The sequence below is a fragment of the Bradyrhizobium sp. genome (assembly GCF_035309285.1).
In the GTDB taxonomy this organism is placed as follows: Bacteria; Pseudomonadota; Alphaproteobacteria; order Rhizobiales; family Xanthobacteraceae; genus Bradyrhizobium.
In genome coordinates this window covers 17802-37471 of sequence record NZ_DATGFH010000021.1, presented here as the reverse complement: position 1 = coordinate 37471, position 19670 = coordinate 17802, and the positions used below count along the sequence as shown (strand labels likewise).

General features: G+C 59.0%; 21 protein-coding genes and 2 pseudogenes. 14 read left to right on the top strand and 9 right to left on the bottom strand.

From position 1 onward, the window contains the following. Positions 1 to 282: conjugal transfer protein TraD (locus VKR55_RS06100; protein ID WP_324400765.1), on the top strand; the 282-nt coding region annotated here is incomplete at its 5' end. A gap of 1 nt (position 283) precedes the next feature. Continuing rightward, complete coding sequence (locus VKR55_RS06095; protein ID WP_324400763.1) at positions 284 to 550, top strand: conjugal transfer protein TraD; 267 nt, start codon at positions 284 to 286, stop codon at positions 548 to 550. Between the two features lie 1165 nt (positions 551 to 1715). On the opposite strand, the gene VKR55_RS06090 is transcribed toward VKR55_RS06095, so the two are convergent. The 3 genes from VKR55_RS06090 to VKR55_RS06080 form a co-directional block, all read right to left on the bottom strand. Then, positions 1716 to 1838, bottom strand: a complete 123-nt coding sequence (locus tag VKR55_RS06090; RefSeq protein WP_324400761.1) for a hypothetical protein — start codon at positions 1836 to 1838, stop codon at positions 1716 to 1718. A 77-nt stretch (positions 1839 to 1915) separates the two neighbouring features. Continuing rightward, positions 1916 to 2575, bottom strand: coding sequence for a transglutaminase-like domain-containing protein (locus VKR55_RS06085; protein ID WP_324400759.1), 660 nt, complete (start codon positions 2573 to 2575; stop codon positions 1916 to 1918). Between the two features lie 545 nt (positions 2576 to 3120). Further along, the gene (locus tag VKR55_RS06080) at positions 3121 to 3369 is read right to left on the bottom strand and encodes a hypothetical protein (RefSeq protein ID WP_324400757.1); all 249 of its coding nucleotides are present in this window, start codon (positions 3367 to 3369) and stop codon (positions 3121 to 3123) included. A 667-nt stretch (positions 3370 to 4036) separates the two neighbouring features. On the opposite strand from VKR55_RS06080, the pseudogene VKR55_RS33020 reads away from it, so the two are divergent. Beyond that, positions 4037 to 6193 (top strand): annotated as a pseudogene (locus VKR55_RS33020) (PAS domain S-box protein). 22 nt (positions 6194 to 6215) lie between these two features. Continuing rightward, positions 6216 to 6338 carry a hypothetical protein gene (locus VKR55_RS06060; protein ID WP_324400754.1) on the top strand — a complete coding sequence of 41 codons (123 nt, stop codon included), beginning with the start codon at positions 6216 to 6218 and terminating at the stop codon, positions 6336 to 6338. Between the two features lie 102 nt (positions 6339 to 6440). Here the strand turns inward: VKR55_RS06060 and VKR55_RS06055 are convergent, their stop codons facing one another. The 6 genes from VKR55_RS06055 to VKR55_RS06030 all read right to left on the bottom strand — a co-directional run bounded on the left by VKR55_RS06055 (position 6441) and on the right by VKR55_RS06030 (position 9596). Further along, complete coding sequence (locus tag VKR55_RS06055; RefSeq protein ID WP_324400752.1) at positions 6441 to 7277, bottom strand: hypothetical protein; 837 nt, start codon at positions 7275 to 7277, stop codon at positions 6441 to 6443. Positions 7278 to 7349: 72 nt separating this feature from the next. Next, on the bottom strand, positions 7350 to 7844 hold the full coding sequence (locus VKR55_RS06050; RefSeq protein WP_324400750.1) for a YciE/YciF ferroxidase family protein: 495 nt from the start codon (positions 7842 to 7844) through the stop codon (positions 7350 to 7352). A 156-nt stretch (positions 7845 to 8000) separates the two neighbouring features. Next, positions 8001 to 8306 (bottom strand): CsbD family protein, encoded by a 306-nt coding sequence (locus tag VKR55_RS06045; protein WP_324400748.1) that lies wholly within the window; start codon positions 8304 to 8306, stop codon positions 8001 to 8003. Positions 8307 to 8350: 44 nt separating this feature from the next. Continuing rightward, positions 8351 to 8707, bottom strand: a complete 357-nt coding sequence (locus VKR55_RS06040; protein WP_324400746.1) for a hypothetical protein — start codon at positions 8705 to 8707, stop codon at positions 8351 to 8353. 126 nt (positions 8708 to 8833) lie between these two features. Next, positions 8834 to 9034, bottom strand: coding sequence for a CsbD family protein (locus VKR55_RS06035; protein WP_324400744.1), 201 nt, complete (start codon positions 9032 to 9034; stop codon positions 8834 to 8836). 148 nt (positions 9035 to 9182) lie between these two features. Next, positions 9183 to 9596, bottom strand: a complete 414-nt coding sequence (locus VKR55_RS06030; RefSeq protein ID WP_324400741.1) for a PRC-barrel domain-containing protein — start codon at positions 9594 to 9596, stop codon at positions 9183 to 9185. A 206-nt stretch (positions 9597 to 9802) separates the two neighbouring features. Here VKR55_RS06030 and VKR55_RS06025 point away from each other — a divergent pair, with 206 nt between their 5' ends. The 10 genes and pseudogenes from VKR55_RS06025 to VKR55_RS05980 all read left to right on the top strand — a co-directional run bounded on the left by VKR55_RS06025 (position 9803) and on the right by VKR55_RS05980 (position 19546). Next, complete coding sequence (locus VKR55_RS06025) at positions 9803 to 9967, top strand: DUF3309 family protein (protein WP_324400739.1); 165 nt, start codon at positions 9803 to 9805, stop codon at positions 9965 to 9967. Positions 9968 to 10019: 52 nt separating this feature from the next. Further along, positions 10020 to 11516, top strand: a complete 1497-nt coding sequence (locus tag VKR55_RS06020) for a helix-turn-helix transcriptional regulator (protein WP_324400736.1) — start codon at positions 10020 to 10022, stop codon at positions 11514 to 11516. A gap of 192 nt (positions 11517 to 11708) precedes the next feature. Beyond that, the gene (locus tag VKR55_RS06015) at positions 11709 to 12056 is read left to right on the top strand and encodes a hypothetical protein (protein ID WP_324400735.1); all 348 of its coding nucleotides are present in this window, start codon (positions 11709 to 11711) and stop codon (positions 12054 to 12056) included. A 67-nt stretch (positions 12057 to 12123) separates the two neighbouring features. Further along, entirely contained in the window at positions 12124 to 12315 is a 192-nt protein-coding gene (locus VKR55_RS06010) for a CsbD family protein (protein WP_324400733.1), read from the top strand. A 149-nt stretch (positions 12316 to 12464) separates the two neighbouring features. Then, positions 12465 to 12722 (top strand): GlsB/YeaQ/YmgE family stress response membrane protein, encoded by a 258-nt coding sequence (locus VKR55_RS06005; protein WP_324400730.1) that lies wholly within the window; start codon positions 12465 to 12467, stop codon positions 12720 to 12722. Between the two features lie 31 nt (positions 12723 to 12753). Next, a complete protein-coding gene (locus VKR55_RS06000; protein ID WP_324400728.1) occupies positions 12754 to 13995 on the top strand; it encodes a histidine kinase dimerization/phosphoacceptor domain -containing protein in 1242 nt (413 codons plus the stop codon). 150 nt (positions 13996 to 14145) lie between these two features. Continuing rightward, positions 14146 to 16152 (top strand): AI-2E family transporter, encoded by a 2007-nt coding sequence (locus VKR55_RS05995; RefSeq protein WP_324400726.1) that lies wholly within the window; start codon positions 14146 to 14148, stop codon positions 16150 to 16152. A 171-nt stretch (positions 16153 to 16323) separates the two neighbouring features. Then, positions 16324 to 16785, top strand: coding sequence for a hypothetical protein (locus tag VKR55_RS05990; protein WP_324400724.1), 462 nt, complete (start codon positions 16324 to 16326; stop codon positions 16783 to 16785). Positions 16786 to 17279: 494 nt separating this feature from the next. After that, a complete protein-coding gene (locus VKR55_RS05985) occupies positions 17280 to 18101 on the top strand; it encodes a DUF1236 domain-containing protein (RefSeq protein WP_324400722.1) in 822 nt (273 codons plus the stop codon). Positions 18102 to 18944: 843 nt separating this feature from the next. Next, positions 18945 to 19546, top strand: a pseudogene (locus VKR55_RS05980) (carbonic anhydrase). Positions 19547 to 19670: the final 124 nt, after the last annotated feature.

Sequence of the window (19670 nt, the reverse complement as noted above, 5' to 3'; positions counted from 1 at the left end):
GACAAAGCGCGCGACCTCAAGAGCCGCAAGGTGCAGCAGCTCGGCGAACTGGTGATCGCCACCGGCGCCGATGCGCCCAGCGCTAATGAACTGGCGGGCGCGCTGATCATGCTGGCTGAGACGAAGGACAGCGGAAAGAGGGAGGCATGGGCCAGGCGCGGGGCCGCGTTCTTTCAGCGACGGTCGCGGCGAAATGCACCGGCAACTGACCGCGACACGGACGGCGCTCCGGCGCAACCGAGCGGGGCGCAACCGGCGTCAGGCCGCAAGGGCCCGACATAACATGCGCACCTGGCAGGTCGAGCGCCGCAAGCGCACGCGGCATCTCATTGAACTCGGCGGCCTCGTCGTGAAAGCTGGACTCGTCAACCTAACCGGCGATGATCGCGCCACCATCCTTGGCGCGCTGCTTTGGATGGCCGACAAGCTCCAAAGCGATCGGGGCGAACAGGCGCGAGCGCTATGGGCGGCAAAGGGGAAGCAAGCATTCGACGCAGACCCAACGACACACAAGGGGACAGATCGAACTGTTTCAGCAGTTCGTCGTTGATGCACGACAATGGCATGTCAGCCGAGCGACCGTGTGCATGAAGCGTCGTTCGAGCATGCGATGGGCGCTGGAAGCGGGACGACGGAATTCGCGATCCGACGCGCTCGAAGATAGTCGTCGCCATCCCCACCAGCCAACGCGAACATTTCAGGGTTGCTGTTGGAGTCAAATCACCAAACGAAACGAGCGAGTCTCCCAACACGCCCGAGCGTTGAACAACGATAGGGCCAGCCATGGCCGTCAAGGTACCCGCGATGCTTGCAGAATTTCGGTCGAAATAGCTTGCCTACCAGCGCGGGCAAGAGCTCGAGAATCATGAAAGATTGGGCGCAATTCCTGGCAAGATCAAACGCCGTCCGCTTTCGCGAAGTTGGCTGATGTAGAAAGCGGGGAAAACCGTCTCCGGATCGCTAGTCCTGGCGATGCGAGACGAATCGAAAGGTCGGCCCGCAAGCTCAACATGACGGTGCCACCTATTGTATTGTGGACAGATAAAGACTCGGATCGAAATATTCGGAAGCGCGCCTCGCATTGGTGACGCCTGCACCCCTGATAAAGAATCACTGACCTCCTGCAGCCATTTCGCGACCGTCCCATCGGAATAGAGCTTCTTCCATTGAAAGGCGAAAACGCCCTTTTCTGTTCATCACGGGCGATGGGCTGCAGCATTTTCCCTCCTTGTTCCGCAGAAGACCAGTGCTGCAGAAGCCAGTCTCAATCGACAAGCTACGGGAAACGATCAATTCCCTCCTGACGACGGATGAAAGAGATCAGTAAAACGGGATGGCGAACTTATTCAGTCCGGCGTGGATAACGTGAGATGCACGGCCATCATTTGGCGATTCTCAAACAGAAAGCCTCCTCAGGCTGCACGAGGAACAACGCCGGTGCTTCTAAGGTGTCCTCGGTAGGGTGAATCCGGTGATGAGTAAATGAGAGACGGCAGTCACCAGTTGTGCCAAGGCAAATGGCTTCTGCAGAAGGACACTGCTCGGGACACCTTCCGAAGCCCATTCGTTACCAGCGCCTGCGGTCATGTACACGACCGGCAAATCCGGGGCAATCTTCCTCGCCTTCCGAGCCGCTTCCCAGCTGTTCATACTGCCGCTCGGGTAAATATCGATCACGAGCGCCCGGTAGTTCGCCTGCCTACTTTGGAGTAGGGTCACCGCTCATGGGCCGATGCCACCATTGCCGGTTGGTCACCGCCTTCCGCCAGGGCATCACGGACGAGCTCCTGGATCGTCTCGTCAACTTCCACAACGAGAATGATTGGACGTTCTTCCATTCGCCTTTCCCCCTCAGCGACACGCATCTATCCAAAAGACATAGCATCGGCGTTTGGTTCCCTGGCATCGTTCACACTTAGCATTGGCCTCCTCGCACGGCCGTAAAGGCCGCGCGCATCGGAGTGGGTACGCCGATATCCCCAAGATACCCTGTGCAATACCGCGCCGGGATGTTCATGCAACGGCAGAATGCGATGGCGAGATGCGCAAAATCCCGGCACACACCGACGCGTTCGGCATGCGCTTCCGAGGCGATGCGATCGCCTCGAGCATGCTGGTATCCGAACTCGATATGATTGTGCACATAATCGCAGATCGCCTGCACGCGTCGCCAGCCTTCTGGGGTGGCGCCAAACAAAGACCATGCGAGGTCGGAGAGCTTTTCCGTGTCGCAATAGCGACTTCCCAACAGATAAGACAGTGCGCCATCGGGTAACTGATCTATCTCCGATTGCTGGGCGAAAGGTGCGACCTCGTCGGGCTGACCGCTGTGCGCAATCATGAAATCACTGCGGATTTCGAGCAGACCTCGCGGCGCCACTAGACGCGTGCAGATATTCCCGAACGCATCGCAATAGTTGCGGATCGCGACCGCCTTCGAGAAGCTGATGCGATGGTCGGTTAGAAGATCGGTTCGACGGGACGGATGGACGCTGAGCATCAGGACAATTGGATTGTCCTGACAACAATCAAAGGTGATATCGAAGCCAGCTCGAATTTTCAATGAAATCTCCACGGAATCTCAGCGGCAGACAAGCGTTAACTTCGTCGCTCGCTCATTCGTTCCGCCAGAGTGCTCTGGCGATGGTGCGGCCTGGTCAAATCACGCCTTGCACTGGTCTGGTATCGTTGACACCATTCGACTAAGGCAAGAAAGCGAACACCGCGACCGTTAAGTTGGAGGGGACCGCCTCTCGGTCGAATATCATGGGCTTTCTAGCGATCCGTCCGAAGATTATTGCTGAGGTTTGACGACCGTCTTGCTCGAGCCTTGGGGAGCAGCTTGCATCCCGGGCGGGCTTTGCCCTTGAGGGCTCTCGGCCGGCGCGCCGCCGGACGAGGTATCGATCGGTCCAGTCCAACCCTGTGGCTGCAGCTGTCCTTTTGGCTCCGGAGGCGTGCGGCCCGTGGTGGCCTTGAGAGAATCCTCCTTCGCTTGACTTGTCTGCGCTTCGACCGACGGACAGGACAAACACCACAAAGCTAAAGAGATCATCACTATGATTGGTCGCACCGGACTTCTCCGCAACCGATTTCCCACGGATTGTTTTGGCCGCAAATTCATCGACGGCGGCCGACGGCCACACCCAACAAAAACGCCACCAACAGCGAGCCGAGCGGCGCTTCGCGGACGACGTTGCTCAAGATGCTTAGCGGCATCCCAGGCCTTCGAGCGGTGTCTATCGCGTCGCCGACACGATGAGCGGTGTCTTTCACAGCGTCGGACATACCCGCGATGGTTGATTTCGGCTCTACCGCTGGGCCCGATCCCTCGTAGACCAAGGGTCGCGGTTGGGAATCGTCGCTCATCACCCATCTCCATCAATTGTTTCAATTGATCCGATCAAGGATTGTTCCATTGCTCCGAACCCTTAGACACGAGCCAGCTTTTCTTGCGAAGATCGGGTGACTCGCAGGCGCAGCCAGCGGGCTTCCGATGGAGCCCGGAGCCGTCGACAGTCGGATATGCAGGGCCCCTTTTCGCCATAACACTTCGAGCATGCGCAGCCGGACGCTGGAGCCGTCGCTCCCAAAAACAAGGCGCGAGCTTAACGAGATCTGGGCCGGGCAGAAGGAAGGCGGCGAGCTAGGACGAAGAACGCTCCGATCTAGGTTCCGATCGGATAACCAGCCAAATCCACGGCGACGTCACGATATAGCAATTCGTGAGGCGGTGCGGATTGCAACGCCGTAACTGAAGCGCCCACCGGGCCAGCCAGTTCGCCTATCTGGCTACCGCCGAATTCATCGTAATTCAATATGATGGACTCTGATTGCCGCCCTTTTGCGTTCGGTCTCCTCTCCGATTCGGCCCGATCGGGCGGATCCCAATTGTCAGAGGCAAACCGCGGAAGTGCCGCGAGCAAACCTGCTCTCGCATGGTCGCAGGCGAGTCACATATCGCGGGAATTCGGACAGGTCGAGTACCGGGGTTCCCATGACAGACGTCCGAACCATCGAAACGCTTCAGCCGCGACTGGAGGTTCTTGACAGACATCTGCTTGAGCTTCCCGATTGCCTTTGGGAGTCATTGCCGGCCGCAATCTACATATGTGATAGGAATGGTCTGATCCTGCGTTACAATCGCCGAGCCGCCGAGGTCTGGGGCCGGGCGCCCAGGATCGGTGATCCCGAGCACAGGTTTTGCGGGTCGCTCCGCCTGCATCGTCTCGACGGGGGACCGCTTCCTCATGCCCAGAGCCCGATGGCCGACGTGCTGCGGACCGGCATTCCCGCCCGCGACCAGGAAGTCGTGATCGAACGCCCGGACGGCGTGCGGGCCGTCACGTTGCTCAACATCGAAGCGCTAAAGGACAATGCCGGCACGATCGTAGGCGCGGTCAACTGCTTCCATGATATCAGCGAACGCAAGCGCGTCGAAAATGATCTTCAGACAAGTCAGCAAGACCTTGAGGACTTCTTTGAAAACGGAATCGTCGCGCTGCATTGGGTTGCGGGTGACGGAATGATCCTTCGAGCCAACCAGGCTGAACTCGACCTGCTCGGCTATGCGCGCGAGGAGTATGTTGGCCGAAGCATCACCGAATTCCATGCGGATCGCGATACGATCGAAGACATACTCGGCCGGTTAGCGCGTCTTGAGAAGCTCGATAAGTACCCGGCCACACTTCGCGCGAAAGATGGCGCGATCAAGCACGTTCAAATCAGCTCGAGTGCGCGCGTCCAACACGGCGAATTCGTCCATACGCGCTGCTTCACGGTTGACGTGACGGCCCAGCACCATGTTCAGGCGGCATTGCGCGAAAGCGAGCGCTACTTTCGTGAGTTGCTCGAGTCATAGCCGGCGGCCGTTTACACCACGGACGCCGAGGGACGCATCACGTTCTACAACCGGGCCGCGGTCGAGCTCGCTGGCCGCGAGCCCACGCTGGGTAGCGATGAATGGTGCGTGACCTGGAAGCTGTATTGGCCCGACGGAACGCCGCTACCGCATGACCAATGCCCGATGGCCACCGCGCTCAAGGAGAACCGAATGGTTCGCGGCGTGGAAGCGATTGCAGAGCGTCCCGACGGCACGCGCATTTCCCTCATGCCCTATCCCACCCCTTTGTATGACGCATCGGGCGCTCTCGTTGGGGCGGTTAACATGCTGGTCGACATTACTGACCGCAAGCGGGCGGAAGAGCTGTTGCGGCAGCAAAGCGCCATCATCGAATTTTCCGATGACGCGATCATCAGCGTGGATCTCAACGGCACGATCGTCAGTTGGAACGAAGGAGCGGAGTGCCTTTACGGCTGGTCGGCCGAAGAAATTCTCGGCAGGCCCGTCACAACGCTGGTTCCTCTCGAACATCAAGATGAAGAGCCGAAGATTCTTGGATACATCCGTCGAGGCGAGCACGTCGATCACTATGAAACCGTCCGTCGTCGCAAAGACGGAAGTCTCGTCGATGTCTCGCTGTCGGTTTCGCCGGTAAAAGATGCGCGGGGCACAATCGTCGGAGCATCAAAAATCGGCCGAGACATCAGCGAGCGCAAACGCGCTCAGGAGCAGCAGAACCTGCTGGTGCGGGAGATGAGTCATCGCATCAAGAAGCTGTTCGCGGTCACGGGCGGTCTGGTGTCGCTGAGCGCTCGTTCTGCCCGCACCCCGGAGGATATGGCCGAGTCGGTTCGCGAGAGGTTGATGGCCCTGACACGTGCCCATGAACTGACAAGGCCGGGTCTGATGGGGGACGGCAAGGCAGCCAGCCGGGATACGACCTTGCATGCTCTGATCCGCACGGTCTTCGCTCCCTACGTCGATTCGACGTCGAAGGGCCGTGAGCGCATCGTCCTTAATGGGCCGGACCTGCCCATCGGAGCCAACGCCGTTACAAGCTTGTCCCTCGTCTTGCATGAGCTCGCCACCAACGCCGCAAAGTACGGGGCTCTATCGTCTCCGGATGGCGTGGTGCACCTCGACTGTTCGCTGGACCCAGATGCGCTGTTGCTGAGATGGAGGGAGGTGGATGGACCGCGTCTCCAAGGAGAGCCTGACGACGAAGGGTTCGGTGGGTTGCTGACGCGGCGGATCATACGGGATCAGTTCGGCGGTGAACTCTCCAAAGCTTGGCATCCCGACGGCTTAACTATTGAGCTGTCGGTCCCCGCGAAGCACCTGTCGGGTTAGCCTTCGAGGGGGGAGAGATATGATGGCCGCACTCGCGACCGACCAGCGCATCTTCATTTCGCGGCCAGGTGTTTCGCAAAAACCATCGCCACAACGGCTGCTATCGCGCGGCGCGGCCGCCTATTGCGCCATCACGCCCGCCTAATGCGACAAGAGGGCGATCAGAATAATGATCGGAATCGGCACGCCGAGCAGCCAGAGCAGAATAGAACGTCCCATGATATGTTCCCTTCCTATCCAATTGAACCTAATCGGAGACCCGGTATTTCCAGGTGCCGTCTCGCAGACCGCCGCCCTCGGTTGCGGCGAGGCTGGCACAGAAGGCGCCAATCACCAGCGATGCGGTTAGCCAAAGCGAAAGCTTGGCCGCGGCCTTGCGTGCATTATCGGCCGCTGTCTTCGCTTGCGTGATGACCTCGGAAACGCGCTTTTCCGCGTCAGCCTGGCTCAAGCCAGTGCGAGTTGCCACCAACTGCGCGAGATAGGTGCGGTCAGCGGGATTGAAGTCGCCACCCTTGCGGAACGTTGCGACGAAAAGGCGGCCGATTTCGCTGCGGGAATCGGCAATGTCAGCCGCGTTCCGGGTTGTCCCTGCGTTTGCGCGCAACAGCGTGTCGACATAGGGGTCGAGCAAGCCAACCGATTGGCCCGCCCCTTGTGCGAGGCCGGTGGTGGCCCCGCTCACAAGGTGGGTCGCTGCGGACGTCAGCACGCCAGCACTTAAGACGGTCGCGAACGCCCATGCCAGGAAGCCGTGAGCCGTATCCCGAAAATAGACCTCGTGGGTATGAGCGCCGACCCACCTGCTTCGCAACCGTCCCGCCAGATAGCCTCCGATGCTGGAGGCGAGCATCGCAATGACGACAAGATAGAGACCCGTCCCGATGCGGAACGTGGTCGCGGACATCCCGCTACTTTGCCAGGGCGAAACGCTTGAGAATCCGAGTCCAGCGCCGAATGCCAGAAGCACGAGTGTTGCCGCAGCGGCCGCCAACCCACCCGCGATGATTGCGCCCCAGGACACGGCCGAAACATTCGACTCTTCGGCCGCTGCCGGCGCGGGCCCGCCTATCGCATCAGTCATGGCTGTCCTCCCAAGATCCGGCGGGGCGTCTCGTCCCTGCGGATCGCTGCCGTTTCACATTCCCAAAGCATCTTATTCGGCTTCCTGGTTGACCACCGTGTCCGCCAACGCCGATAGCGCTGCGTCGGTTTTTTTCTCTTCGCCCAAGGTCGCGTCGAGCAGCTTGGCTGCATCGGAATGACCCAACTCCTTGGCCCATGTTTTGAGGGTGCCATAGCGCGAGATTTCGTAATGCTCGACGGCCTGCGCGACCGCCAAAAGACCTGCATCGAGAGCCGGCGAGCCCTTGTACTCGTCCGTGATTTCTTCCCCTTCCTTTACGATGCCCATGATCGCGTCGCAGGTCTTGGTTTGGGGCTTCTTATCGATAATGTCGAATACCTGCTCCAGGCGGGTTACGTGCCCTTCAGTCTCGCCATGGTGCTTTTCAAAAGCCTTCTTGAGTTCAGCGGAGTTCACCGCTTTGGCCATCTTTGGCAGGGTAGCAAGAATCTTCTTCTCGGCAAAATAGACATCTTTTAGGGTGTTGTGAAAAAGATCTTCAAGCTTCTTGGGGGCCTTTGACATTCTCAGTTCTCCTATCGCATTGGAATACAATTTTCTGCGCTGGCCGGCAGCATGCGCGCCATGTCACCCTTCGGCCAAGGTGATGCCTGCGGAATGCGCCGCAATCCTGTCGCAGCGTCACGCGCTCGCATCCGAAGCGGCGCGACAGGTAACGCTTCAGTCCTGTCGCCCCATGCGACCGATGACCCAGCCGATGCAAAGGGCAATGATGGCGGTCGTGTAGGGTCTCTTTTCGATGATCTGGCGAACGTAATCATCAGTATCCGCCGCGCCTTGACGCACGACGGCGGCGGCATCGGCAGCCGCATCTTTCGCCTGGCCATAAAGGTCCTGCGCCGCCCCTGCAGCCTGCTCGACGAGTCCCTCGGCTTGGCTCTTGGGGTCCCCGGTCACGCGGCCAAGACCTTCTTGGGCTTTGCCGGCGAGATTCCGGGTCGTGCCAGCGATACGATCTTCATTCATGGAAAGACCTCCTGTGTTGCTCCACTAACTGAAACGGGCCGCAACTAGGAACGGCGACGATTGGCTAACCCGATGAGAACCCCAATTCCTGCCGCCACCGCGAGTGTAAGGAGGGGGCGATATTGGATCTCTTTTGAAACTCTGCGCATCGCCTCGTTGCCAAGCCGCGCGGCTTCATCGCCGATCTTGGCTGCATCGTTGCCAAGCAGATCGGGGTTGCGGAATTTCTCGGCGATCGTGGTCAAGGCTGAGGCGAGGGCGTCACGCACATCATGAGCCGCCTCGCCAGCATCCTTGGAGCCCCGCGTGGCCAGCCGCTCCACCTGTCGTTCCAGGGACCGCAACCGGCGTTCGAGCTCTCTGGCGCTCGTCGGCACGCGAGAATAGTCCCTAAAAAACATCCGCTGCTCCAACACATGATTGGAATGGTCCAGTTTCGTGTGCTCGCTCGACGCCTACAGCTCCCGAGCGTGTCGCGACGGGCCTGGCGACTCCTCACGGCCAGGCCTGTCGCCTCCACGCGTCCGCTATTTTTGCGAGCTGTACCAGTCGTCTATGTCCTTCTTGACTTGATCCTTGCTCAAGCCGTAGCGCTCTTGCAGCTTGCCCTCCAATTGGTCCCTCCGGCCCGCGATCTGGTCCAGATCGTCGTCCGTGAGCTGGCCCCATTTTTCCTTGATCTTGCCTTTGAACTGCTTCCAGTTTCCTTCGACACGATTCCAATCCATGGTGAACTCCTATCGCTGAGGTTGTGCTCGAGAATCCATGACTAGCGCTCGACGGCCAGGCGCAGGAGCTGCACTCGCCCCCATAAACGCGCGGCAATCGCTCCGGTTCCATCGCCGCGACGTGCGGCCGCGGCGATGCCGTATTGGCTTATTTGGTGTCGGGCATCCATTGCGTCTTCGACTTGTCGTACTTGTAGCCGGGCGCCGCCTTGAGGGCGTCCTTTGTGGCATTCATGACGAGGTACCACTTGCCGTCCCTTTGGGTTCTGCGCACCGCACTGAACGGCACGGCGACATCCTTCTCGCCCGCGCCAAGAAAGCCCCCGGCCGACACGATTACCGCAACTGCGCGGCCGTCCTTGTCTACGAGGACGTCTGCAACCTCCCCGATTTTGGTCTCGGACGGATCGTAGACATTTTGCTTGTAGTAATCCGTGACGGTCACCGCATCGGCAGGCAGGCTCGTGAGCGCGTGAGTCGCCTCCGGGGGCGTTGCGGATTGTGCAAGGGCCGCGGTGCTCAGGACGGTGGCCATCGTGGCGGTTACGGCAATTCTCTTCATCTCTCACTCCTTGTCATCTCTCACTCCTTGATGTGCCGCTCCGACGGAGCGGTGATGAACCCGCCGGCAATCTAACGACGTCGCCGGGAGCAACAAGAGATGGAAGTACCAATCGAGTTGGTCTGTTTTTCCTATTGTGGATTGCCTCCTGTGCGGTATCGTTCCGTTGCGATCTCGTAATAGGATGAATTTCAAGGGGGTGTGAGATGTCTCTCGGCACGATCATCTTGATCATTTTGATCGTCATTCTGCTTGGGGGCATTGGCGGCATCGGCGGCAGCCCGTTTTACGGAACGGGGTATTTCGGCGGCGGCGGTCTGGGGCTGGTGATCGTCGTCCTCCTGATTTTGGTCCTTCTCGGGAAACTCTGACCTGGAAGGCCCCGAGAAGAAGACGGCTCGGGGGCCGAGAACGAAGCAGCCATTGAAGCAACCAAGCCGCGACTATCGCCAGCTCCAGCAGATCATCGTCGGACTGACCGACGGTGTCATTCTGGTTGGCGCGGACCAGAAAATTCTCTGGGCCAACGATGCGGCGCTTGTCATGCACGGCGTTCGCGCGATCAAGGAGCTCGGCGCGACAGTCAGCCAGTATCGAAAGCGGTTTCGGTTGCGCTACCGCAACAATCGGCCGGTTGAGCGCGGCAGATATCCGATCGAGCGCGTGGTGTCCGGCGAAAGCTTCAGCGACGTTACCGTCGAGGTGACACGCGCCGGCGACCCCGAGCAATCCTGGGTTCATTCGATCCGGAGTCTGGTGATCACCGATGATTCAGAGGTCCCCGACTACCTCGTGCTGATCATCAAGGACGAGACGGAGCGCTTTCGCGCCGAGGAGCGGTTTGAAAGCGCATTCAATGCCAATCCTGCGCCGGCCATCATCTGCCGGGTGTCTGATCAATGCTACGTTCGCGTCAATCCCGGCTTTCTTGAAATGACCGGCTATGCGCATAAAGACGTCCTCGGCGCTTCGTTCGCGCACATCGACATTTTGAGCGATGCGGAGAAGCGCGATCTTGGGATCGAGCGCTTGAGGGAGGGCCGCACCATTCCTCAGATGGAGGCCCGCTTGCCGCTGCCGAACGGCGGCGCCAAGTGGGTGATCGTCGCGGGTGAACCGATTGAGATCGGTGAGGAAAATTGCATTCTCTTCACCTTCGCCGATCTCGACCCGCGCGTGAAAGCGGAAAGCGCCTTGCGTCAAAGCGAGGAGCGGTTTGCAAAATCCTTCCGTCTGTCTCCGGTGCCGATGGCGATTTTTGCTTTGAGCGGGTTCAAATGCATCGAAGTCAATGAAACGTTCAAGGCAATGACCAACTATGCCGACGAGGAAATCGTCGGGCGAAGTCCGACCGACCTCCGCCTGTGGGTCGACAAGGCTGCACAGCATCACTTTGAGCGAACGATCAAGGAGACCGGCAGCGTCCCCAACGTGGATTTGCAGGTAAGAGCCAAGGATGACGTCCTCGTCGACTGCCTCGTGTCCGCAGAGACAGTGACCATCAACGACGAATCATGCGTGCTCTGCGTTATGCAGAACATCACCGAACGCAAGCGATCGGAAACCGAGTTGATTACCGCGATCGAAGCCGTGATGGCCGACACCTCGTGGTTCAGCCGCACGATCGTGGAGAAGCTGGCGGCCTTGCGCCAAAGCTCGCAGCCCCGCTCGCTCAGCGCCGATTTGGGGGATCTGACAAGTCGGGAACGAGAGGTGCTTGGTCTGATCTGCCAGGGCCAGAGCGACAGCGAAATGAGCGCAACGCTGAAGCTCTCAGGGAATACGATCCGCAATCACGTCTCCTCGCTCTATCGCAAGATCGGCGTCAAGCGGCGGGCCGCGGCCGTCATCTGGGCCCGCGAACGCGGTATCACCGGCATGGACGCAATCTCACCCAAGAAGCCATTGCGCGGTCGATGACCACGTCGGAAAGTACCAAGTGACTTGGTACTTCGTTCTCTTGGCGCCGTTCGGCTCGGCTCTTGGCTCTCCACGGCCACATTGAGATCGAACGATCGATCGCAGTGGGCGTCACGTTTTTCATGGAGGAATTTATGACCCAGCAGGACAAGGACAAGCAGCAAGGACAGCAGCAGGGCGCCCGACAGAGTGGTGGAGAGCAAAATCCACGACAGGAGCCAGGACAAGGCGGACAGCAGCATCCCGGTCAGCCTGGCCAGCACCCCGGGCAGGGTGGCCAGCAAAAGCCCGGCCAACCGGGGCAGCAGCAGGGCGACGAGCCAAAGCCCGGACACGGCGGCCAACGGTAAGAATGAAAGCAAGCGAGAATTGGCTTTTCTTGAGCCCGGCTTCGGCCGGGTTCTTTTTTGCCAACCGGCCGGGCTGCGCACAACTGCTGATGGAGCTCTCGGTGTTCGAGTCGGTTCTTCGAAGCGTCGACGAAACTACCAAGCGCCCTGGTATTTCCTGATCTTGTTGGAACCTATTTTGCGTCTCTAACTTGATCGGGAGCCGCGAAGTGAAGCTGGCTCTCGACGTTCGGCACGAATGCGGTCAGGAGCAAGTCATGGATAAGGATCGGATCAGGGGCAGCGCCAGGCAGGTGAAAGGCTCCGTCAAGGAGGCGATCGGCAGGGTAACCGGGAATAAACGGACGGAGGCAGAGGGCGCCACCGAGAAGGCGGCTGGCAAGGTCCGAGGGGGAGTTGGTAAGGCGAAGGACGCTGTCCGCGAGACAATAAGGACAATAAGGAAGTGACGACACCCTGACGAAAGCATGACCAAGCCGTGCCCTTCCAGAGTTTGGGAGTCGGACCAATGACTGAGTGCCCAACCACAACCGATCGTGCCGCCGCGCAGGCTGCTTCGCTCCTCTTGTAAGGTCATCAGCATCGGAAGGAGAAGACTATGTCCATCATCGGTTGGATTGTTCTGGGACTTATTGCTGGGTTCATTGCAAGCCAGATCGTGAACCGTACTGGTGCAGGGGTATTGATGGATATCGTTTTGGGCATCGTGGGAGCGCTGGTAGGCGGTTTTCTCTTCAACGCTGTTGGGTCCGTCGGCATCACGGGTTTCAACATTTGGAGCATGTTCGTTGCCGTGATTGGGGCGATCGTAGTGCTGTGGATTTACCACGCGTTGTCGGGGCGCCGGGCGCTATGATGATTGCTGGCTCTAATAACCGGGAGGAATCGTGACAACATGTCGACCTGTGCACCAGTTGCGTCCGCGTGAGCTGAGTCCGCAGGAGGAGGCTAAACGGCTTGCGGCAATTCGGCGGTATGACATCCTCGACACGCCTCCCGATGGCTCGTTCGATCGGATCACGGCGATCGCGGCTCGGCTCTTCTCAGTGCCGATTTCGATCATCAGCCTCGTCGATCACGATCGTATCTGGTTCAAATCGCATCATGGTCTCGACGTGCGCCAGATCGAACGCGAACCGGGCCTGTGTGCTTCCGCGATCCTCCAGAATGCTGCCTGGGTACTGACCGACGCCAAGACGGATGTGCGCTCGCTCGCCAATCCGCTGGTCGCCGGAGAGTTCGGGCTACGCTTTTATGTAGGCATTCCGCTGCGCACCCACGATGGATTCAATTTGGGGACGCTCTGTGTCATCGATCGGGCACCGCGCTCGGTGAGCAACGAACAGATTGCGCATCTCACCGACCTTGCTTCTACGGTTATGGATCAGATGGAGCTGCGCCTTGCGGCGCGTCGCGCCATTGCCGACCTGTCGCAGGTGATAGACGAGAAGGCGGCGGCCCTTCGACGTGCGGAATTGATGGCGAAGGAAATCGACCACCGGGTGATGAACAGCCTCCAATTGGTCTCCGGCTTGCTCAATATTCAGAGCCGCGCCACCGACAACTCAGAAGTAGCCGAGCAGCTGACGCTCGCCTCAACCCGGATTTCGGCCGTCGCTCGCGCGCACCGGAACATCTACCGGAACAAGACCGTCGGCCGAGCGAACGGCCAAGACTATCTCGAGCGCCTGTGCAGCGACCTCTCCGACATGTTGGGCCTAAACGGCCGGGAGCGGATCGTGGTCGATGCAGTCGACGCCGAATTACCAACGGAGCAAATCGTCCCCCTCGGCTTGATCGTCAACGAGCTCGTGACAAATGCCGCCAAGCACGGCGCGGGCAATATCACCGTCAAGCTCGAGGACGCAACGTCAAAGGGCTACATACTATCGGTCTCGGATCAAGGAACGAGCTTGCCTGCGGACTTCGATCCCGCAAGGACCCGTGGCCTTGGCATGAAAGTAATCGGCGCACTCGCGCAGCAACTCGGCGGGGAGCTGCGTTTCGATGGCAACGAGACAACCGGCGAAACCAGGTTTGCAGTCCTTTTTGGTCGACAATCGGCCCGCAGCCTAAGTGATGCAAGGAACAGCAATTCTCTCTCTAGTAGTCCTGGCGGTGCCGCTTGACGTGTTGCGGGCTGCCAGGAACGCTCGTACTGTAAGTCGCGCATGCCGCTGGGGACGGCGCAGCGAGTATAACGAGCCTGAAGAGGCCGAAATCCGTGCCGCCTCTGAAGTGGTCCCTTGATTGTATCGTTGCTAGCCTAGGGACGGAGCATGACAGACGTTTCTTCCCCTCTGAACTTTAAAGCTCGACGACCGGAGATTTCCACGCCGCGTTTATCGTCCTCAAGTGCAGGCGCGGTGTTCGTAGGGCTTGCCATCGTAGCGGTGCTCTATTTCGGCCGCGACATATTCGTGCCGATTGCTCTCGCGATCTTGCTGAGCTTCGCTCTGGCGCCGCTGGTGCAACTCCTTCGCCGATGGCATGTGCCACGGCTCGGGGCAGTCATCGTGACGGTCCTGGTCGCCCTTCTCGTGATCTTTGCCATCGGCACAACCATGACCCGCCAGATTACGCAGCTCGCCGAGGATATTCCTAGATATCAAATAACGATCAGCCAGAAGATCGAATCGGTGCGCGATGCAGCCGGCAGTGGCGGCATAGTCCAACGGATCACAGGAGTATTCGAGAATCTCAGAAACCAGATATCTAGGCCCACAACGCCGAAGGAAACCGGAGCGCCGAAAGCGCCAAGTGACACGGGTGAGCAATCCGAGACCAAGCCCGTCCGCGTCGAGGTTCAGCGGCCCTCCCCGAAACCGATCGAAATCATTCAGAGCGTCGTCGGTCCGATTTTGGGACCGCTGGCAACCACCGGCATTGTAGTCATCTTTGCGATCTTCATTCTGCTCTATCGGCAAGACCTGCGGGATCGATTGATCCGGCTGGCCGGCTCGCACGACCTGGGACGAACGACGGAGGCCATGGACGATGCTGCTCACCGGTTGAGTCGCTACTTCCTGGCGCAGTTGGTCCTCAATGCGAGCTTCGGCGTCATCATCGGCACCGGTCTCTTGTTCATCGGTGTTCCAAACCCATTGCTCTGGGGCATCTTCGCAGCACTGATGCGCTTCGTGCCCTATATTGGCGCCTTCATTGCGGCGCTCTTTCCGGCCGCTTTGGCTATCGCTGTCGATCCAGGCTGGTCAATGCTGATCTGGACCGTGGCCTTGTTCGCGGTGGTTGAGCCGGTGATGGGCCAGCTCGTCGAGCCATGGCTCTACGGCCATAACACCGGGCTTTCACCGGTGGCAGTTGTTGTCGCCGCGACGTTCTGGACGTGGTTGTGGGGCCCCATCGGCCTACTGCTTTCCACGCCACTAACGGTGTGTCTGGTTGTGGTCGGCCGCCACGTCGAGCATTTGGCTTTCTTGGAAGTCATCCTAGGCGATGAACCCGCTTTGACGCCGGAGGAGAATTTCTATCAGCGCATGCTGGCGGGAGATCCTCACGAGGCCGCGGATCAGGCCGAGGTGGCCCTCAAGGAGCGATCGCTCTCGGCCTATTACGATGAGGTCGCGATGAGGGGGCTCGCGTTGGCGCAGGCCGACCTGAGCCACGGCTCTATTGACCTCGAAAAGCTCGTGCTGATTCGGGACACGGCTTATGAGGTCATCGACGATCTGTCGGACCACGATGATGAGATTCCATCTGCAAAGCGCGAAATGAAGGAAGGGGAGTCGCCGTCCGGAAGCCGACCAAGCGCGGAAACGAATGTTGTGCCTGCGGTCGTGCAAAAAGAGCAGCTTGCACCTATCTGGCGTGAAGGCACGCCCGTTCTCTGCATTGGCGGACGAAGTCCGCTCGATGAAGCCGCTGCGGCGATGTTGGCGCAGCTTCTTGAGAAGCACGGGATGGGTGCCAGGGTCGAGCCGCGCGAGGCCCTTGAAACGGTGAACATCTTTCGCCTCGATGTAACTGGCGTCGTGATGGTCTGCCTCTCCTACCTTGACGCGAGCAAACCGGCGGTGGCGCGATATCTCGTCCGACGGCTGCGTCGGAAGTTGCCGAAAGCCCTGATCCTTGTTGGCTTTTGGGGGCTGAAAAAAGATGGAGTCGGTAAGGAGCTGCAAACCTCTGAAGGGGCCGACTTGTACGCGACCTCGTTGGTCGAGGCTGTCAATCTTTGCATCGAAGTGGCGCGGGTGGCGGTGGAGCACGAAGCGCCCGCACGCCCCGGTGCCGAGTCGTCGACCAACCAACAATCGAGTGCCGCTTAGTGGATCGATGAGAAAGCGAAGGTCCTCAGGAACACAAAGTCTGTATGAGGCGGAGAAGGCCGGAACTAGGTTCGAGCGCTGCGGTGAAGAAGGCAGTGAAGGGTTGCAGTACCCGGAAGGAGCCGCGCGGCCCGGGATCGGCTATTCGATTGAGCGACCAAGGAGAGCATCTTGCCAGAGGAAAACGACGTGGAAGGTGCCCAAGATTACGGCAAAAAAGCACGATCAGCGGGCAGGCCGAAGCAATCATCGCGCCCGAAGCCACCTGAACGCGACGAGGATGCGGTCTCCGAGGATGTGATCTCCAAGAGCAAGAGGTTGGTCCGCACAGAAGAGGGCCGCTGGTGGCGCTCAATCGGGAGGTTAGGACCTTACCAATCTTTGGCTCTGCTGGCCGTGCCTGTGTGTCTCGTTGAGCCTCTAAAGCTGCTCGCGCTGGCCGTCGCCGGCGATGGGCATTGGCTCACCGGCACCGCCATGATCATTGCCGCCTATGCTGTCAGTCTACTCGTCATCGAACGATTGTTCGTGATCGTACGACCCCAGCTGCTGACCCTTCGGTGGTTCGCCAAGCTGTGGACGTGGTTCGCTGGTCTACGCAGGAAGACCATCAGACCGTTTGGCGGTGTCTAATTCAATCGGCAGGTGCTTGGGCGAGACTCATTCGTCCGCGAAACTTAATAGAAACCAAACGACGCCACCAGCGTTAACATTCCACGAAAAGAGGAAACACTTTCGGCCCCGTCGCATCGGCGCAGGGCTTTTCTTGTGCCGAGTATGAACAAGCTTGGCCGAGGCGCTCTCCACCCATTTTATCCAGTGACGCGGCCCGGCAGCCATATGGCCCTTGGTGGCTCGCCGGCGGTCAGCTCACCATTGGCTCTGCCGCACAGCTTCCTTGGCCCCGTCCGCTTGGTTCGATAATAATCGCTGAACCGCGGGATACGGCCCGGATGTTCAGCAGTCTCGCGGCGAAGTTGACGGCGTCTCCCCCATCCCGATTGCGTTCTCTTAACACACGCCACCTGAAGCGATGCGTCACGTATTGAGATGCACGTAGAAGGAACCGCGAGTTCCTAGAATTGTTGTTTGGCGCGCGGGCAGTGAAACAAGTGAGGAGACATTCGATGAGCAATCGTTTCTTGATCTCGGTCGCTGCGGTGGCCTTGTTCGCCGGAACCGGTTTCGCCAACGCACAAGGAACTGGGGCTGCGCATGAGCCGGGCGGAGGTGCAATGCAACAGAGCGCGCCTTCGGCGGGCGGATCGGCTTCCGAACGTGCCGGCGGCGCGGCGCAACATCACGAATCTCAGTCCGATATGAAGTCGACGCAGTCAGAGCAGAAGTCCCCGGCTGGGGGCAAGGACATGAAGTCAACCCAATCGGAGCAGAAGTCACAGCCTGGTTCCAAGGACATGAAGTCGACGCAGTCGGAGAAGGACAAATCGTCGACGGTCGGCCAGAACCCGCGGAGCGAAGAAGCCGCTCCGGGTCAGAAGTCGAAAGGCATGAGCTCGGAACACGAGACCAAGGGCAGCAAGGAAATAAAGGCCCAGGGGCGTGAAGGCCGCGATGAAAATACGAATGCTCAGCGCGAGCAGGGCCGCACTGGTGAGATGAAGAGCCAGACGCAGACCCAAACCGGAACCGAGCGGTCGCAAACTACCACCACTGGCCAGGCCGGTGCCGGCGCCAAGCTCTCAACAGAGCAGCGCACCAAGATCACGACGGTGATCAGGGAGCAGCACGTCGCACCTGTCAACAACGTCGACTTCTCCATCTCGGTCGGCACCCGCGTTCCCCGCGAGCGCGTGTCTCTCCACCCGCTTCCGGCCGAAGTGGTGACCATCTATCCGGAGTGGCGCGGATATGAATTCATCCTGGTCCGCGACCAGATCGTGGTGGTGGATCCCCACACTCTGGAGATCGTGGCCATTCTCGAGACTTGACTTTCTTGAGGCTACGCGTCTTGGGCTGGCAGAGATGCCCGCCCATTTTTGCGCGTAGCGGCGGCTTGCGAAGTGCAGTCTTAGGACCTGGCATGAGCTTTCATTCCAAAAAGAGCGATTTTGGTCAGCGATGCTCTCCAACAAATTAGCGCAAGCTGTCGTATCAATCTCGTTGTTTCAATGACATACGAATCCGCTTCTTGATCCTGAATGGGACCAAATCGCCGCTTTTCAGAATAACCGCAAACGCGCGTAGATGCCTGTTCAGACAACGCGAGCTTCGTTGGCCGTTCAGAGAAATTCGTAATTCGCATAGAGGCACCTCGCGCCGAGCTTTTCGGAGACGGTTGCGAAGTCCGCGTCGCCCTAAAGACATCCGAACTGTCGCCTAATTGGTGATTGCGGTCTCGCAGCTACTGACGAAGGCACGACCCTGACTTTGCGGGCGGGATACGGGCAGACCGCGGAATGCGTGGCCGGTCCTTTGCGACGAGAATCGCCAGCCGAGACAATGCGCCGGCCGTTCAAATCTACCAGCTTCTTTTCAACCATGATATTTTATGGACCGTGAAGGATCTCGTAGAAGCGCGGCTGAAGGGTACACTGGCTTAGGGTGATCACTTTGACCCATCCGTACATCAACGATCCAAAGTATTGGCTCGAGCGAGCTGAGGAGCTTCGCTCCATCGCGAAACTCCTGGATGACACAGACGGTAAACGGCAAATGCGCGCCATTGCTGCGAGCTATGATCGTCTCGCCGATCATATGCAGAAGCGGTCCAAAGAGAACAAAGTGATGAAGCCCGCGCGGCGTCAACCTTAATCAATGGAGCAGAACATCTCATGCTGGACCAACTAAAGGAAAACAACCGCGCCTGGGCGGCGCGGATGACCTCCGAATATACAGATTTCTTCCGGCGACTCGAACGCCAGCAGGCGCCGAAATACTTGTGGATCGGCTGTTCCGATAGTCGCGTACCCGCCAACACGATCGTTGGTCTTGATCCAGGACAGCTTTTCGTCCACCGGAATGTCGCGAACCTCGCCTCACCCCAGGATGCCAACTATCTGTCCGTTCTCCAGTTCGCGGTCGATGTGCTCAAAGTGGAGCACATCATGGTGGTGGGGCATTACGGTTGCGGAGGTGTCAGCGCGGCGGTAGACGGTCAACGGCGTGGATTGGTGGATCACTGGTTGCATCCGATTCGGGAGGTCTACAAGGCGCACTGTTCTGAACTCGATGATATCGCCAACCCTCACGCACGCCTCGATCGACTTGCGAGTTCAACGTCATTCGGCAGGTGAGAAACGTGGCCTCGGATGTCTTCGTGCTCGACGCCTGGACACGCGGCCAGAAGCTCGCGGTCCACGGCTGGATCTATTCCATTTCCGACGGTCTCATCAGAGACCTTAACGTGACCGTCAGCCGGCCGGAAGATTTGTAGATTATGTGGAGTGCCGCGGTCGACACAGCTCCACAAAACTGCGTTCACGGCACCACTTCGCATAATTGATCCCCTGATCGATTAGCCGAACTTGAGTTTCCCAGTAAACGCTATATCCCACCCC

Excerpts from the sequence above, each read along its gene's own strand:
- VKR55_RS06010 (WP_324400733.1), top strand. The coding sequence starts at position 12,124 with ATGGATAAGGATCGGATCAGGGGCAGCGCCAGGCAGGTGAAAGGCTCC.
- VKR55_RS06035 (WP_324400744.1), bottom strand. The coding sequence starts at position 9,034 with ATGGATTGGAATCGTGTCGAAGGAAACTGGAAGCAGTTCAAAGGCAAG.
- VKR55_RS06080 (WP_324400757.1), bottom strand. The coding sequence starts at position 3,369 with ATGAGCGACGATTCCCAACCGCGACCCTTGGTCTACGAGGGATCGGGC.
- VKR55_RS06030 (WP_324400741.1), bottom strand. The coding sequence starts at position 9,596 with ATGAAGAGAATTGCCGTAACCGCCACGATGGCCACCGTCCTGAGCACC.
- VKR55_RS06060 (WP_324400754.1), top strand. The coding sequence starts at position 6,216 with ATGGCCGCACTCGCGACCGACCAGCGCATCTTCATTTCGCGGCCAGGT.
- VKR55_RS06045 (WP_324400748.1), bottom strand. The coding sequence starts at position 8,306 with ATGAATGAAGATCGTATCGCTGGCACGACCCGGAATCTCGCCGGCAAA.
- VKR55_RS06095 (WP_324400763.1), top strand. The coding sequence starts at position 284 with ATGCGCACCTGGCAGGTCGAGCGCCGCAAGCGCACGCGGCATCTCATT.
- VKR55_RS06055 (WP_324400752.1), bottom strand. The coding sequence starts at position 7,277 with ATGACTGATGCGATAGGCGGGCCCGCGCCGGCAGCGGCCGAAGAGTCG.
- VKR55_RS06025 (WP_324400739.1), top strand. The coding sequence starts at position 9,803 with ATGTCTCTCGGCACGATCATCTTGATCATTTTGATCGTCATTCTGCTT.
- VKR55_RS06050 (WP_324400750.1), bottom strand. The coding sequence starts at position 7,844 with ATGTCAAAGGCCCCCAAGAAGCTTGAAGATCTTTTTCACAACACCCTA.
- VKR55_RS05985 (WP_324400722.1), top strand. The coding sequence starts at position 17,280 with ATGAGCAATCGTTTCTTGATCTCGGTCGCTGCGGTGGCCTTGTTCGCC.
- VKR55_RS06090 (WP_324400761.1), bottom strand. The coding sequence starts at position 1,838 with ATGGAAGAACGTCCAATCATTCTCGTTGTGGAAGTTGACGAGACGATC.
- VKR55_RS05995 (WP_324400726.1), top strand. The coding sequence starts at position 14,146 with ATGACAGACGTTTCTTCCCCTCTGAACTTTAAAGCTCGACGACCGGAG.
- VKR55_RS06005 (WP_324400730.1), top strand. The coding sequence starts at position 12,465 with ATGTCCATCATCGGTTGGATTGTTCTGGGACTTATTGCTGGGTTCATT.
- VKR55_RS06040 (WP_324400746.1), bottom strand. The coding sequence starts at position 8,707 with ATGTTTTTTAGGGACTATTCTCGCGTGCCGACGAGCGCCAGAGAGCTC.